The 14,658-nt window shown below is 66.5% G+C and carries 12 protein-coding genes and 1 tRNA gene; 2 read left to right on the top strand and 11 right to left on the bottom strand.

Annotation, left to right across the window (positions count from 1 at the left end):
* Positions 1 to 1,128 (top strand): ABC transporter ATP-binding protein, encoded by a 1,128-nt coding sequence (locus NP825_RS06575; RefSeq protein WP_257549613.1) that lies wholly within the window; start codon positions 1 to 3, stop codon positions 1,126 to 1,128.
* Positions 1,129 to 1,232: 104 nt separating this feature from the next.
* Here NP825_RS06575 and NP825_RS06570 read toward each other — a convergent pair whose 3' ends face one another.
* The 6 genes from NP825_RS06570 to NP825_RS06545 form a co-directional block, all read right to left on the bottom strand.
* A complete protein-coding gene (locus NP825_RS06570; protein ID WP_257549611.1) occupies positions 1,233 to 2,168 on the bottom strand; it encodes a DUF808 domain-containing protein in 936 nt (311 codons plus the stop codon).
* 172 nt (positions 2,169 to 2,340) lie between these two features.
* On the bottom strand, positions 2,341 to 3,714 hold the full coding sequence (locus tag NP825_RS06565; RefSeq protein ID WP_257549609.1) for an aspartate aminotransferase family protein: 1,374 nt from the start codon (positions 3,712 to 3,714) through the stop codon (positions 2,341 to 2,343).
* A gap of 185 nt (positions 3,715 to 3,899) precedes the next feature.
* Positions 3,900 to 4,640, bottom strand: a complete 741-nt coding sequence (locus NP825_RS06560) for a gamma-glutamyl-gamma-aminobutyrate hydrolase family protein (protein WP_257549607.1) — start codon at positions 4,638 to 4,640, stop codon at positions 3,900 to 3,902.
* 42 nt (positions 4,641 to 4,682) lie between these two features.
* Positions 4,683 to 5,654, bottom strand: a complete 972-nt coding sequence (locus NP825_RS06555; protein WP_257549605.1) for a glucokinase — start codon at positions 5,652 to 5,654, stop codon at positions 4,683 to 4,685.
* Positions 5,655 to 5,850: 196 nt separating this feature from the next.
* A complete protein-coding gene (locus tag NP825_RS06550; protein WP_257549603.1) occupies positions 5,851 to 6,234 on the bottom strand; it encodes a cytochrome c family protein in 384 nt (127 codons plus the stop codon).
* A gap of 3 nt (positions 6,235 to 6,237) precedes the next feature.
* Positions 6,238 to 6,825 carry a ferritin-like domain-containing protein gene (locus NP825_RS06545; protein WP_257549601.1) on the bottom strand — a complete coding sequence of 196 codons (588 nt, stop codon included), beginning with the start codon at positions 6,823 to 6,825 and terminating at the stop codon, positions 6,238 to 6,240.
* Positions 6,826 to 6,975: 150 nt separating this feature from the next.
* Here NP825_RS06545 and folE point away from each other — a divergent pair, with 150 nt between their 5' ends.
* The gene (gene folE / locus NP825_RS06540) at positions 6,976 to 7,623 is read left to right on the top strand and encodes a GTP cyclohydrolase I FolE (RefSeq protein ID WP_257549598.1); all 648 of its coding nucleotides are present in this window, start codon (positions 6,976 to 6,978) and stop codon (positions 7,621 to 7,623) included.
* On the opposite strand, the gene NP825_RS06535 is transcribed toward folE, so the two are convergent.
* The 5 genes from NP825_RS06535 to NP825_RS06515 form a co-directional block, all read right to left on the bottom strand.
* Complete coding sequence (locus NP825_RS06535; protein WP_257549596.1) at positions 7,620 to 8,351, bottom strand: RNA polymerase sigma factor; 732 nt, start codon at positions 8,349 to 8,351, stop codon at positions 7,620 to 7,622. The two genes, folE and NP825_RS06535, sit on opposite strands and share 4 nt — an antisense overlap.
* 107 nt (positions 8,352 to 8,458) lie before the next feature.
* Positions 8,459 to 8,535, bottom strand: a tRNA-Arg gene (locus NP825_RS06530).
* Positions 8,536 to 8,589: 54 nt separating this feature from the next.
* Positions 8,590 to 11,247 (bottom strand): pyruvate, phosphate dikinase, encoded by a 2,658-nt coding sequence (gene ppdK, locus NP825_RS06525; protein ID WP_257549594.1) that lies wholly within the window; start codon positions 11,245 to 11,247, stop codon positions 8,590 to 8,592.
* 112 nt (positions 11,248 to 11,359) lie between these two features.
* The gene (gene glyS / locus NP825_RS06520; RefSeq protein WP_257549592.1) at positions 11,360 to 13,552 is read right to left on the bottom strand and encodes a glycine--tRNA ligase subunit beta; all 2,193 of its coding nucleotides are present in this window, start codon (positions 13,550 to 13,552) and stop codon (positions 11,360 to 11,362) included.
* Entirely contained in the window at positions 13,549 to 14,430 is an 882-nt protein-coding gene (locus tag NP825_RS06515) for a glycine--tRNA ligase subunit alpha (RefSeq protein WP_257551321.1), read from the bottom strand. Before NP825_RS06515 ends, glyS begins: the two co-directional genes overlap by 4 nt.
* Between the last annotated feature and the right edge of the window lie 228 nt (positions 14,431 to 14,658).

The following is a 14,658-nucleotide window of genomic DNA, read 5'->3' as shown; positions in this document are numbered from 1 at the left end:
ATGACCGACGCCCCACCGATCATCCAGATCCAGAACATCTCCAAACGCTTCGGCAAGGTGACCGCGGTCGACAATGTCAGCCTCGATATTCAGGCGGGTGAGTTTTTCGTGCTGCTCGGCCCCTCGGGCTGCGGCAAGACGACCTTGCTGCGCATGATCGCGGGGTTCGAGCTGCCGACCGAGGGCCGCATCCTGATCGACGGGCAGGATATGGCGGGCATCCCGCCGAACAAGCGGCCGGTGAATATGGTGTTCCAGAGCTATGCCGTCTTCCCGCATATGAGCGTCGCCGACAATGTCGCCTATGGCCTGAAGATCGCTGGCCTGAAAGGCGGCGAGGTGCGCGACCGAGTCGCGGAAGCGCTCGAACTCGTCAAGCTCGGCGGGTATGAGAGCCGGATGCCCGACCAGATGTCGGGCGGCCAACGCCAGCGCGTCGCGCTCGCGCGTAGTCTGGTGATGCGACCCAAGGTGCTGCTGCTCGACGAGCCGCTGTCGGCACTCGACGCCAAGCTACGCGCACAGATGCAGTTCGAGCTTTCGGAATTGCAGGAAAAGGTCGGCATCACTTTCGTCACCGTGACCCATGATCAGGACGAGGCGCTGTCGATGGCGTGCCGGATCGCGGTGATCAACAAGGGCGAGGTGTCGCAGCTCGCGACCCCGTCTGATCTCTACGAATATCCCGCCAACCGCTTCGTCGCCGATTTCGTCGGCTCGGTGAACATCTTCGAGGGCAAGTTGATCCTCGACGAGCCCGACAAGGCGGCGGTCGATTGTCCGGGGCTGGGCAAGGTCTATCTGAACCACGGCGTCACCGGCCCGCACGGCGCCGACGTCTGGATCGCGCTGCGGCCCGAGAAAATCTATCTCCACGTTCCCGGCGCGGGCAAGGCGGTGAAGGCGGCCGCGCAGGACGCGCCCGACGGGCATAATTTCGCGCGCGGAACGATCAAGGGGATGAGCTACCTCGGCGACATCACGCTGTTCGAGATCGAACTCGAATCGGGGGCGCGCCTCCGCGTCTCGCGCCCGAACCTGTCGCGCCACGATCAGGAGGATTTCACCTGGGACGACAAGGTGAGCATGCACTGGCGCGCCGATAGTCCGGTCGTGTTGCTGGGATAGATTACCCAAAGACGCAACCCGCCACCGTCACCCCGGACTTGATTCGGGGTCCCGCTTTTCGGGCGTCGCTCAGCCGGGCCCGGATCAAGTCCGGGGTGACGAGGTTAGTGGGCCTTCTTGCCCGGCAGGAAATGCAGCACACCGACGATCAGCCCGCCGAGCACCAGCCCGAACACGCCCGCGCCCGCGGCGCCGATCAGCCATTCCCACACGCCCGCCAGCGGCAGACCGCCGCCGATCGTCTGCGCGAAGTCGTGCAGCGCATGACCCAGCCCGCCGATATGATATTCGTCGAGCCCGTGCAGGACGATCTGTCCGCCGACCCACAGCATCGCCGCGGTGCCGATCGTCGCGAGCGCGGCGAGCAGTTTCGGCATGAAGGCGACAAGCCCGCGGCCGATCCCGCGGCGCGCGGCATTGCCTTCCTTCGCCATATGCAGGCCGATGTCGTCCATCTTCACGATCAGCCCGACGACGCCATAGACCGCGATAGTGATCAGCACCGCGACCACCGCGAGCGTCGCGCCGCGCATGGCGAGATGCTGGTCGAGCACCTCGTTGAGGGCGATCACCATGATCTCCGACGAGAGGATGAAGTCGGTACGCACCGCGCCCTTCACCATCGTCTCCTCATGATTCTTGTCGGCGACGATCTCGGCATCTTCCGCCAGGCTGGTCTTGTCCTCCTGCACAGCGTGCAGCACCTTCTCGGCGCCCTCGAAACAGAGATAGGCGCCGCCGAGCATCAGCAGCGGCGTGATCGCCCACGGCAGGAAGGTCGAGAGCAGCAGCAGCGCCGGCAGGATCAGCACCAGCTTGTTGAACAGCGACCCCTTGGTGATCCGCCAGATGATCGGCAGTTCGCGGTCGGGGGTAAAGCCGGTGACGTAGCGCGGCGTGACCGCGGTATCGTCGACTACCACCCCCGCCGCCTTCACCCCGGCCTTCGACGCCGCGGCGCCGACATCGTCGATGCTCGCGGCGGCGACCTTGGCGATGGTGGCAACGTCGTCGAGCAGGGCAAAAAGGCCGGATGGCATGGGAGAGTTTTCTTTCCTTCTAAATTTACGCTCCATTCCCCTAACCGTTCGCCCTGAGCTTGTCGAAGGTCGTTTGCTTCCCTCCGTCATCCCGGCGAAGGCCGGGATCTCGCCGGTGCGTCAGGCCGAGACGGCGAGATCCCGGCCTTCGCCGGGATGACGAATGAAGGGTTTAGAGCGCCCGCAATTTCGGCATCACCTCATCCAGCGACTGGCGGATGATGGCAACCATCTCGTCGATCTGTTCGGTCGTGATGATCAGCGGCGGGCACATGACGAGACTGTCGCGGATGCCGCGCACCATCAGCCCGTTTGCGATGCAGGCGTCGCGCGCCATCGGACCCGCCGTGCCTTCGGCGCCGCCAAAGCGCGCGCGCGTGTCCTTGTCGGCGACGATCTCGACCGCGCCGAGCAGCCCGATCGCGCGCGTCTCGCCGACGAGCGGATGATCGTTCAGCGTCGCGAGCGCCTTGGCGAGATGCGGGCCGGTGACGCTGCCGGTGCGCTCGACCAGCCCTTCGCGTTCGATGATCTCGATATTCTTGAGCGCCACCGCCGCGCAGACCGGGTGGCCCGAGTAAGTGAAACCATGGACGAAATCGCCGCCGGTCTTGAGCACGTCAACGACGTGGGCGGCGACCGCGGTCGCCGAAATCGGCAGATAGCCCGATGACAGCCCCTTCGCCATCGGCATCAGGTCGGGGGTGAAGCCCATCGTCTCATGCCCCCACATCCGCCCGGTGCGTCCGAAACCGCAGATCACCTCGTCGGACACGAGCAGCAGGCCATATTTGCGCACCACCGCCTCGACCTTCGGCCAATAGCCCTTGGGGGGAATGATCACGCCACCCGCGCCCTGCACCGGCTCGCCGATAAAGGCGGCGCAGTTTTCGGGGCCGACCTCCAGGATCTTGTCCTCGATCGCCTGGACGCAAGCGTCGCAGAACGCTTCCTCGCTCATCCCCTGCCCTTCGCCATAGAAATAGGGCTGGCGGACATGTTCGACGCCGGGGATCGGCAGGTCGCCCTGCGCGTGCATCGCCTTCATCCCACCGAGCGAGACGCCCGCGACGGTCGAGCCGTGATAGGCGTTCCAGCGGCTGATGAAGACGGTACGCTTCGGCTCGCCCTTGAGCTTCCAATAGTGGCGCACCATGCGGAAGACGGTGTCGTTCGCCTCACTGCCCGAGGCGTTGAAGAAGATATGCGGCAGGCGCTGGCCGGTGAGTTCGGCGATCTTCGCCGCGAGGGTCACCGTCGGCGGCGTCGCGGTCTTGAAGAAGGTGTTGTAGAAGGGCAGTTCACGCATCTGCGCCGCCGCCGCCTCGGCCAGTTCCTCGCGGCCATAGCCGACGTTGACGCACCAGAGGCCCGCCATGCCGTCGAGAATGCGGTGGCCGTCGCCATCGGTGATATAGGCACCCTCAGCATGGGTGATGATGCGGCTGCCGCCGAGCGCTTCGATCTCGGCCCAGTCGGCCTGCGCGGGAAGATGATGCGCGATGTCGAGGCGGCGCAGTTCGGCGATGTTATGATTGCGGGGCATGGGCTTTTCCTGCTCTCCCCTCCCTGAAAGGGAGGGGTCGGGGGTGGGTGAGGACGTGACAGGGAAGAGCGCTCGCTTGCGGCGAGCCACCCACCCCTAGCCCCTCCCTTTCAGGGAGGGGGACCCGGATCAGGGCGAGAAGCCCAGCCGCGCGAGGTAGCGGTTATAGCGGGTGACACAGCGGTTCATAACGCGCCCCGCAAGGCCCGGCCGAGCAGGTGGAAATAGGTCTGGCTCTGCCCATTGTCATCGGTCGCCCATTCGGGGTGCCATTGCACCGCCAGCAAGGGCACGCCGTTCGGGCGCGCGCTGTAAGCCTCGACGAGCCCATCGGGCGCCCGCGCCTCGACCTGCAATCCGTCCGCTAGTTCTCCGACCCCCTGATAATGGACCGAATTCACGTCGAGCGACAGCGCGTCATACGCCGACGCCAGCAGACCGCCTTCGACCAGATCGACCTTGTGACGGTGATCGAACATCGCATCGAACGCCACGCCGTCAGGGGCATGATGGTGCAGCAGATGCTCGTTTGCCGACGTATCGCGCCGCAGCGTCCCGCCGAGCGCGACATTGATCTCCTGAAAACCGCGGCAGATGCCGAACAAGGGCCGCTGCGCCGCGATCACCGCCTCGACGAGCTCCAGCATCATGCGGTCGCGGGCGGGATCGAACGGCCCGTCCCCCGCCGCCGGGTCACCATAAAGCGCCGGTTCGACGTTGGACGGCGTGCCGGTCAGTAGTACGCCGTCGAGCCGCCCGACGATCTCCTCCGCCCGCATGAAATCAGGCAGCGACGGGATGATCAGCGCGGCGCAATCGGCGTGGCGCATCGCCGCGGTCGCATAGCGGTTGATCACGACCTGCGCGACCTCGCTCCCGACGGTGCGGTTGCAGGCGATGATGCCGAGGACGGGGCGCGCGGACATGCCCCTTGCTGCCGCGTTTCGGCGCGCGGCGCCAGCGGAATTTCAGGCGTAGCGGCGCGCGAACGCCGCTGCCGCGCCGAACAGGCCGGGCTGCGGGTGGGTGATCAGCTTGACCGGCAGCGCCGCCATGAAATTCTCGAACCGCCCCTTGGCGACGAAGCGTTCGGGGAAACCCGAGCGCACGAGCTGGTCGCGGATGCGGAGGCCAAGACCGCCCGCGATCACGACCCCGCTCGCTCCCTGCGCGAGCGCGAGGTCGCCCGCGACGCTGCCGAGCGACAGGCAGAAGCGGTCGGCGGCAGCGGCGGCGAGCGCATCCTCGCCGCTCATCGCGCGCGTCCAGATGGTGCGGTCGTCGAGCGGGGTGATCGCGCGTCCCTCCATGCTCGCCAGCGTTTCGTAAATGTCGACGATGCCCGGCCCCGAAACGACACGTTCGACCGACACGCGGCGATGGCGCGTCCGCAGCCGCGCGAGGATCGCATCCTCGATGCTGTCGAGCGGCGCGAAGTCGATATGCCCGCCCTCGGTCGCCTGGACGCGATAGTCGGCGCCGTCGCGCCACACATGCGCGACGCCGAGCCCGGTGCCGGGGCCGATGATGCTGATCGTGCCCGCGGCGGGCAACGGTTCGTCGGGGCCGGTCAATCGCTCGAAATAGGCTTCGCCGGCCTGCGCGACCGCGTGCCCCACCGCCTCGAAATCATTCACCAGCGCATAGCGATCGACGTTGAGTTTTTCGCCGATCAGCGCCGGGCGGATGATCCACGGGTTGTTGGTGAAGCGGATGATCTCGCCGCGCGTCGGCCCGGCGATAGCGATCGCGACCGCGCGCGGCAGCGCGCCACCCTGCCGGCGCTCGAAATCCTGCCACGCGGTCTGAAAGCTCGCATGATCCTTCGTATGCAGCGTCGCTTCCGGCCCGAGGGCGATAACCCGGCCGCCTCCGACCTCGGCGATCGCGAAGCGCGCATGGGTACCGCCGATATCGACCGTGACGATGGCTTCGCTCATGACTCTCCCTTGCTCTTGCTCGAGAGGGCATGTCGCATCGCATCGGCCGATGCAATCGCCATAGCTATGCGCGGGGCGATCGGCGACGAGACCTCGATGCAGGGGGTGGATCGAGGCTCGCCGCCCGGACCGGCCACGATGTCGCCGGCAGATCTTCGTCCGCCCGCAGCGACGGCCAGCCCTTATCCACCGCCGCCTATCGACTCTGCTGCCGCAGATAGGCGATCACGTCGGCACGGCGGGCGGGATCGGGCACACGAAAGCCCATTCGCGTGCCCGGCACCATCGCTTGCGGATTCTGCAGGAAGCGATCGAGCGTCGCCTCGTTCCAGACGATCCGCGCGCCGCGCATCGCGGGCGAATAGGCGTAGCCGCGCGCCGTTCCCGCCTTGCGGCCGTAAACGCCGCGGTGCGCCGGGCCGACGCGGTTGGCGTCGAGCGAGTGACAACTTCCGCAATTGGCGGCATAGGCCTTGGCGCCGCGCGCGGGGTCACCGCTCGGCGCCAGCGCGACCGCCGCGGTCATCGCACCGGCGGCCAACAGCCAGACGCCCGCGGCTATCTCCAGTCCCCACCGCATGGCTCAACCGAACATGAAGGCGGACTGCGGCAGCGCTTCGCCGAGCGCCGACGTCAGCAGCGACCAATGCGCGGCCTCGTCGGCGGCGATCCTGGCGCAGACCTGCGCGAGGTCCTTGCCGCCGAGCGACGGCATGACGCCGATATAGGCGTTGGCCGCCCCCAGTTCGTGTGCCTGCGCGAGGCGCAGGATATCGGCCTGGGTCTTGATCGCGGCGATGTTGAGGCTGGTCATATAGTCGGCGCGCGACTTGGGCTGGACCGGCTTGCCGCCGAGTTGGCCAATCGCGCCGGCGAGCGCATCGCGGTGCCCCTTGTGCTGGCCCTGGAAGACCAGCGCAAGGTCGAGCACGGGCTTTTGCAGCAGGCCGCTTTCGGCACCGATCTGATACGCCTCGATCGCTTCATGTTCGAGCCCGAGCGCGACGTTCAATATGTCGATGTCGCCGGCATTGGCGGCGCCTCCCGGTTCCTTTCCCGCCGCGCGGGCCAGCGCCGGCGCGTCGCCCAATATCCCGATAGCGACAGCGGAGAGGGCCACAGTGCCGGTCGCGCGCAGCAATCCGCGGCGCGAGCTATAATGTTCGATCATCGAAAGCCTCCTTTGCAGTCGGCGCGGCGGGAATACGCCGCGCGATGGCGGTCATTCGATGCGGATGCGGGCGCGGCGTTCCCGAAAAAGATTCCGGAACATTCCCCGCGCCGCGCCATCCAATGCGCTCCGAAACGCCAAGGATATGTCATGGATTTATTGCAGCCCCCCGCCTCCGCCGACCGCCACGACTGCGAAACCCTCGATCCGGCAGCCGCACCGCGCCCCGGACGCGCGGCGGTCGAGGCCGCCGTCCGCACCCTGATCGCGGCCGCGGGCGACGATCCCGCGCGCGAGGGGCTGCGCGACACGCCCGCCCGCGTTGCGCGCGCCTATGCCGAATGGTTCGCGGGTTATGCCGTCGATCCCGCCGCCTATCTGGCGCGCGTCTTCGACGAGGCGAACGGATATGAAGACACCGTCCTGCTTCGCGACATCCCGCTCGTTTCGACCTGCGAGCATCATCTCGCGCCGATCACCGGGCGCGTCCATGTCGCCTATCGCCCGCGCGGCCGGGTCGTCGGCATATCGAAGCTGTCACGGCTGGTCGACGCCTTTGGCCGCCGGTTGCAATTGCAGGAACGATTGACCCAGCAAATCGCCGACACGCTGTTTTCCGTCCTAAAGCCGCACGGCGTCGCGGTGATCGTCGAGGCGCGGCACGGCTGCATGACGACGCGCGGCGTCAACCAACCGGGCGTTGCAATGGTGACCAAGGCGTGGCTCGGCGATTTTCGCGAAGATCCCGACCTGCGCCGTGATCTGCTCGCCGCAATCCCGTTCGGACTCGATCGCTAGAGCGGATCGGGCCAGCCGCGCTCTGCCCGCAGCCGCCGCATTACAGCGTCGACCAGCCGGTCGCACCGGGCGCCAAGGAAGGGAAAACTGCCGCGCAGCGCGTCGGCAAGCGTCGCGTCGAGCGCCGCGCGAAGCTGGCGGCGCGCACGGTGCAGCCGGGTGCGGACGGTCTCGGCCCGGATATCGAGCAGACCCGCGACCTCCTCGACCGAGCGGCCCTCGATATCGCGCAGGATGAAGACGAGGCGGAAGGGCTCGGGCAGGTCATCGACCGCGCGTTCGAGCAGCCGCCGCACCTCGGCGCGCGCCGCGTCGGCCTCGGGATCGTCGACGACCTTGCCGCCCGGAAAGCCGAGGATCAACGCGCCCGCCGCCTGGCTCCGCTCGACCTGATCGAGATCGACCAGCGGCCGCCGGCGGCGCAGGCGGCCGCGGCTTTCGTTGATCACGATCCGCGTCAGCCAGGTCCCCAGCCCCGCCTCGCCGCGAAAGCCGTCGATCGCGGCAAAAGCGCGCGCATAGCTTTCCTGCACGACATCCTCGGCCTCCGCATCGTCGGCCATGATCGCGCGCGCGACGCGGAACAGCGGCTGATTGTAACGCCGCATCACCGCACAAAAGGCCAGCGGCTCGCCGCGCCGCACCTGCTCGACGAGCCCGGCGTCGGCCATGGCCTCGAACCCGCCTGCCGCCGTCACCCCTGCCGCCATCACCGATGAATCAGCCATCGACACCTCCCGCCAAAGGCGATTGGATGCGGCACGCGCAAAAATGTTCCCACGAAATCGCTGGCCGCGGCTCCGTTTAGGCGGGAATATCGATCGATGGAAGGGAATGGCGCACCCGGAACGATTCGAACGTCCGACCCCCAGATTCGTAGTCTGGTGCTCTATCCAGCTGAGCTACGGGTGCGTGGAGCGGTGCCTTTAGGGGGCAGCGCGGAGTCGCGCAACCCCCTTTCAGCGATTATTTTTGCAAGGCCGCCTGCGCCGCTGCAAGCCGCGCGATCGGCACGCGATAGGGCGAGGCGCTGACGTAATCGAGCCCGGTCTTTTCGCAGAAATGGATGCTCGGCGCGTCGCCGCCATGCTCGCCGCAGATGCCGAGTTTGATGCCCGGGCGGGCGCCCCGGCCGCGTTCGGCGGCAAGCTCGATGAGCTGGCCGACGCCCTCGACATCGAGGCTGACGAAGGGGTCGGTGACGAAGATGCCCTTGTCGACATATTGGGTCAGGAAACGGCCCGCATCGTCGCGGCTGATCCCGATCGTCGTCTGGGTGAGGTCGTTAGTGCCGAAGCTGAAGAATTCGGCCGACTGGGCGATCTCGCCCGCCATCAGCGCGGCGCGCGGCAGTTCGATCATCGTGCCGACGAGATAGGCGATCTCGCGCCCCTTTTCGGCGAACACCGCCTTCGCCGCCGTGTCGACGACCGCCTTCATCAGGTCGAACTCGCGGCGCGTCGCAACCAGCGGGATCATCACCTCGGGGATCGGCGCCGCGCCGGTTTCGGCGGCGACGTCGCACGCCGCCTCGAAGATCGCGCGCGCCTGCATCTCGTAGATTTCGGGATAGGTCACGCCGAGGCGGCAACCGCGGTGGCCGAGCATCGGGTTGAATTCATGAAGCTCGTTGGCGCGCGCCTTGAGCGCCTCGATCCCGACGCCTGCGGCAGCGGCGACCTCGGCGAAATCCTCCTCGCGCGTCGGCAGGAATTCGTGCAGCGGCGGGTCGAGCAGGCGGATCGTCACGGGCAGCCCCGCCATCACGCCGAAGATCGCGGCAAAATCGCCGCGCTGTTCGGGGAGCAGCTTGGCGAGCGCGGCGCGGCGGCCGTCCTCGCTCTCCGCCAGGATCATTTCGCGCACCGCGGTGATCCGCGCGGCGTCGAAGAACATATGCTCGGTGCGGCAAAGCCCGATGCCCTCGGCACCGAAATCGCGCGCGACCTGCGCGTCGGCGGGGGTTTCGGCGTTGGTGCGCACCTTCATCCGGCGCACCTTGTCGGCCCAGCCCATCAGCGTGCCGAAATCGCCGACCAATTCGGGGAGCAAGGTCGGAACCTCGCCCGCCATCACCTCGCCCGTCGAGCCGTCGAGGGTGAGGATATCGCCTTCGCGCAGCTCACGGCCCGCGACGCGCAGCACGCGCGCATTTCCGTCGATCGCCAGCCCGCCCGCGCCCGAGACGCAGGGGCGCCCCATACCGCGCGCGACGACCGCCGCGTGGCTGGTCATCCCGCCGCGCGCGGTCAGGATACCCTTTGCCGCGTGCATCCCGTGGATGTCCTCCGGCGATGTCTCGACGCGGACGAGAATTACCGCCTCGCCCATGCCCGCAGCCTTTTCGGCGCTGTCGGCGTCGAACATGATCTTGCCCGATGCGGCGCCGGGGCTTGCAGGAAGACCCTTGGTGAGCACGTCGCGCGGCGCCTTGGGATCGAGCGTCGGGTGGAGAAGCTGGTCGAGCGCGCCGGGGTCGACGCGGCCGACGGCCTCTTCCTCGGTAATCAGCCCCTCGGCCGCCATTTCGACCGCGATGCGCAGCGCTGCCTTGGCGGTGCGCTTGCCCGAGCGGGTTTGCAGCATCCACAGCGTCCCGCGTTCGACGGTGAACTCGATGTCCTGCATGTCGCGATAATGATTTTCGAGCGTGTCGAAGACGCGGCCGAGTTCGCCGAAAGTCTCCGGCATCGCCTCTTCCATGCTGAGCGGCTTGGCGCCTGCCTTTTCGCGCGCGATCTTGGTCAGATACTGCGGGGTGCGGATGCCCGCGACGACGTCCTCGCCCTGCGCGTTGATCAGCCATTCGCCGTACCAGGCGCGCTCGCCGGTCGCCGGGTCGCGGGTGAAGGCGACGCCGGTCGCCGAGGTGTCGCCCATATTGCCGAACACCATCGCCTGCACATTGACCGCGGTGCCCCATTCGCCGGGGATCGAGTTCAGGCGGCGATAGACTTTCGCGCGATCGCTTTCCCAGCTCGCGAAGACGGCGCCGATCGCGCCCCAGAGCTGATCCTTGGGCTCCTGCGGGAAAGGCGCGCCGGTCTCGCGCGCGACGATCGCCTGATATTCCTTGACCAGCGCCTGCCAGTCCTCGGCGGTCATTTCGGTGTCGAGATAGAAGCCCTTGTCTTCCTTCGCGATTTCCAGCGCCTCTTCGAACGCCGCATGGTCGAGGCCCATGACGACGTCGGCGTACATCTGGATGAAGCGGCGATAGCTGTCCCACGCGAAGCGCGGGTCGCCCGACGCCTGTGACAGGCCGACGACGGTGCTGTCGTTGAGCCCCAGGTTGAGGACGGTGTCCATCATCCCCGGCATCGACACGCGCGCGCCCGAACGGACCGAGACGAGCAAAGGATCGGCGGCGTCGCCGAATGTCTTGCCGGTGATGCCCTCGATATGCGCGATCCCCGCGGCGACATCCTCGACCAATCCGGCGGGGAATTGCTCACCATTGGCATAATAAGCGGTGCAGACGTCGGTGGTGATCGTAAAGCCCGGCGGAACCGGCAGGCCGATCGAGGCCATTTCGGCAAGGTTCGATCCCTTGCCGCCCAGCAATTCCTTCGAGCGCTCGGCCGTGGTGGCCGCGCCGCCGAACAAATGCACCATCTTCGTCATCATATGCTCCTGCTGCCCCGGGGAGGAGGTTGCGGCTGGATAGGTATGCAATCCGGGTTGGTCGATTCAGTTTTACTTCGTTCGTTATAAGCTGCGGCGCATAGCCGTAGCGTCAGCCTTCGATTTTCGAGAAATCTGCGACGCCATGCACCGCGCCGGTAAATCGCGCGAGCAGGCCGAGGCGATAAGCGCGGACCGCTTCATCGGAGTCATTGACCATCACGCCGTCGAAAAAGGCGTCGATCGGTGCGCGCAGGCTCGCGAGCGCGGCCATGGCGTCGGTGAAGCGTTCTTCGGCGACCGCGGCAGAGGCTGCGGGCTCGGCGGCGTCGAGTGCGGCGAGCAGCGCCGCGTCGGCCTCGGTCGGCGGCGTCGCAGCGGCTGTGCCGCTGACCTCGCCCGCCTGCTTCAGGATATTCGCCGTGCGCTTGTAGCCCGCGAGCAGGTTGGTGCCATCGTCGGTCGCCATGAACGCCTGCAGCGCCTTCACGCGCGCGAGCAGACGCACGAGATCATCCTCGCCGCCGAGTGCGAACACCGCGTCGATCAGGTCGTGACGGACGCCGGCTTCGCGTTGCTGAACCTTGAGGCGGTCGGCAAAAAAGTCGAGGAACGGCTTATCAGATGCAGCGAAGCCGTTGACGAACTCTTTGATAATCGGTCGTTCATTCAAAGCACGCTGATATTCGCCCTCGGTTACACGAGAGGGATCCAGTCCAAATTTCACCAAGCTCTGCGCATCTACGTCAGCGAGCGGCTTTGTATGAGCATAAACATGTCGATATACGTGGTCATGCACAGCAAACGCTTGGAACGGCTGCAACTTTAGCCGAACGCCATTCGCTTCCAGCAGCCTCAGGACTCCCAGAGCGGCACGGCGCAACGCAAACGGATCCTTCGATCCCGTAGGCCCCTGCCCAATCCCAAAAAAGCCAACCAACGTATCCAGCTTGTCCGCCAACGCCACGGCCACCGTAACGGGCGCAGTCGGCACGTCGTCGCCCTGCCCGACCGGCTTATAATGATCGCGAATCGCGTCGGCGACGGCATCGGGCAAGCCTTCGGCGCGGGCATAGTAGCCGCCCATCAGGCCTTGCAGTTCGGGGAATTCGCCGACCATTTCGGTGACGAGGTCGGCCTTCGCCAGCTCGGCTGCCTGCCGCGCAAGCGCGGGGGTGCAGCCCGGGACGATGCCTTCGCTCGCCAGCCATTCGGCGAGCTTGGCGACGCGCTCGACCTTGTCGGCGACGGTGCCGAGCTTTTCGTGGAAGGTGATGTTCGCGAGCTTTTCGGCGTGCTGCGCGAGCGTCTTCTTCTGGTCCTGTTCCCAGAAGAAACGCGCGTCGGAGAGGCGCGCGGCGAGAACCTTGCGGTTGCCCGCGACGATCTCCGCGCCGCCGTCGATCGCATCGATGTTCGCGGTGCAGACGAAGCCGTTGGCGAGCTTGCCGTCGGTGCCGTTCACGACGAAATATTTCTGGTTCACCCGCGCGGTCAGCTGGATGACCTCAGGCGGCACCTCCAGAAACGCCTCGTCGAAGCGGCCCAGCAGCGGCACCGGCCATTCGGTAAGGCCGGCATTCTCGATCACCAGCCCTTCGTCCTCGACGAGCGTCAGCCCGGCATCGGCCGCAGCCTTCGCAGCGCCGTCGCGGATGATGCACGCACGCTCCTCATGGTCGACGATGACATGGCAGGCGCGCAGTTTGTCGGCATAGTCGGCGGCCGAGCCGATCGTGATCTCGCCGGGGCAGTGGAAGCGATGGCCGCGCGTTGCGAAACCGGCGGAAATCCCGCCAACTTCACACGCAATCAGCGCTTCGCCGAAGATCGCGACGATGCCCGACAGCGGGCGCACCCAGCGTAGGCTTTCGCTGCTCGCGCTTTGCTTGCCCCAGCGCATCGACTTGGGCCACGCGAAGCCGCGGACGATCGCTGGGATCGCTTCGGCGAGGACGTCGGCGGTCGCGCGTCCGGGCTTGTCGATCACGGCGAACCAGACGCCGTCGCGGTCTTCGAGCTGATCCTGCGTCAGGCCGGTCTTGCGGAGAAAACCTTCGAGCGCCTGCGGCGGCGCGCTGGTGCGCGGACCCTTGAGTTCCTCGCTTACCGCGGCGGTCGCATCGGGAAGGCCTTTCGCAATCAGCGCAAGGCGGCGCGGGGTCGACAAGATGGTGAGGTCGCCGGCTTCGAGGCCCGCGGCGCGCATCTGCGCGCGGAACAGCTTTTCGAGCTCGGCGCGCGCGCCGGCCTGCATCCGCGCCGGGATTTCCTCGCTGCGCAGTTCGAGAAGGAAATCGGTCACAGCGTCCACCCCGGATAGTTGGCGGTCCAGCGTTCGGACTGACTGTCGATCCACGCCTTGCAGCTTCCCTTCGCGAGGTCGCGGACGCGCGCCATATAATTGGCCCGTTCCTGCACGCTGATCACGCCGCGTGCCTGCAAGAGGTTGAAGAGGTGGCTTGCCTCGATCGCCTGATCATAGGCCGCGAGCGGAACCCCTGCCTCGATCGCGCGCTGGCATTCGGCCTCGGCGGCCTTGAAGCCCGCGAAGAGCGTGTCGGTGTCGGCGACCTCGAAATTCCATTTCGAGAATTGCCGCTCATTTTCCAGAAACACATCGCCATAGCTGACCGCCGCGACGTCGCCGACGGCGTCGGAGAAACGCAGGTCGTACACATTGTCGACATTCTGGATATACATGGCGAGACGTTCGAGCCCGTAGGTGAGTTCGCCCGCGACGGGCTTGCAGTCATAGCCGCCCATCTGCTGGAAGTAAGTGAACTGGGTCACCTCCATCCCGTCGCACCAGACCTCCCAGCCTAGCCCCCAGGCGCCGAGCGTCGGCGATTCCCAATCATCCTCGACGAAGCGGATGTCGTGGAGCAGCGGGTCGATGCCGATCGCGGCGAGCGAGCCCAGATATTGTTCCTGCAGGTCGGCGGGCGACGGCTTCAGGACCACCTGATACTGGTAATAATGCTGGAGGCGGTTCGGATTCTCGCCATAGCGGCCGTCGGTGGGCCGACGGCTCGGCTGGACATAGGCGACGTTCCACGGTTCCGGCCCGAGGCTGCGCAGCGTCGTCGCGGGGTGAAAGGTCCCCGCCCCGACGCGCATGTCGTAGGGCTGGAGAATCGCGCAGCCGCGCGCCGCCCAATAGGCATGGAGCGTCAGGATCATGTCCTGAAAGCTGAGGACTTTCTTTTCCGCCGCGTCGGCCACCCGATTTTCCGCCTTTCGCAGGTGCAACAATCCCCGCCGCCCTTGGCGCAGCGGCGGCGCAGGGTCAAGGGAGGGCGGTGGAAGTTGGCGAAAGTGCCGCGGAGCGCATGGTTCCCGACCGCCGATGTCAGGTCTTGTTGACATGGTCAGCGAATCATGTCATTTAGTCAATAACACCTGACATTC

Origin of the sequence: Sphingopyxis sp. DBS4 (assembly GCF_024628865.1) — a bacterium.
Lineage (GTDB): Bacteria > Pseudomonadota > Alphaproteobacteria > Sphingomonadales > Sphingomonadaceae > Sphingopyxis.
The sequence above is the reverse complement of the archived record's forward strand: the minus strand, read 5'-3'. Positions and strand labels throughout refer to the sequence as shown.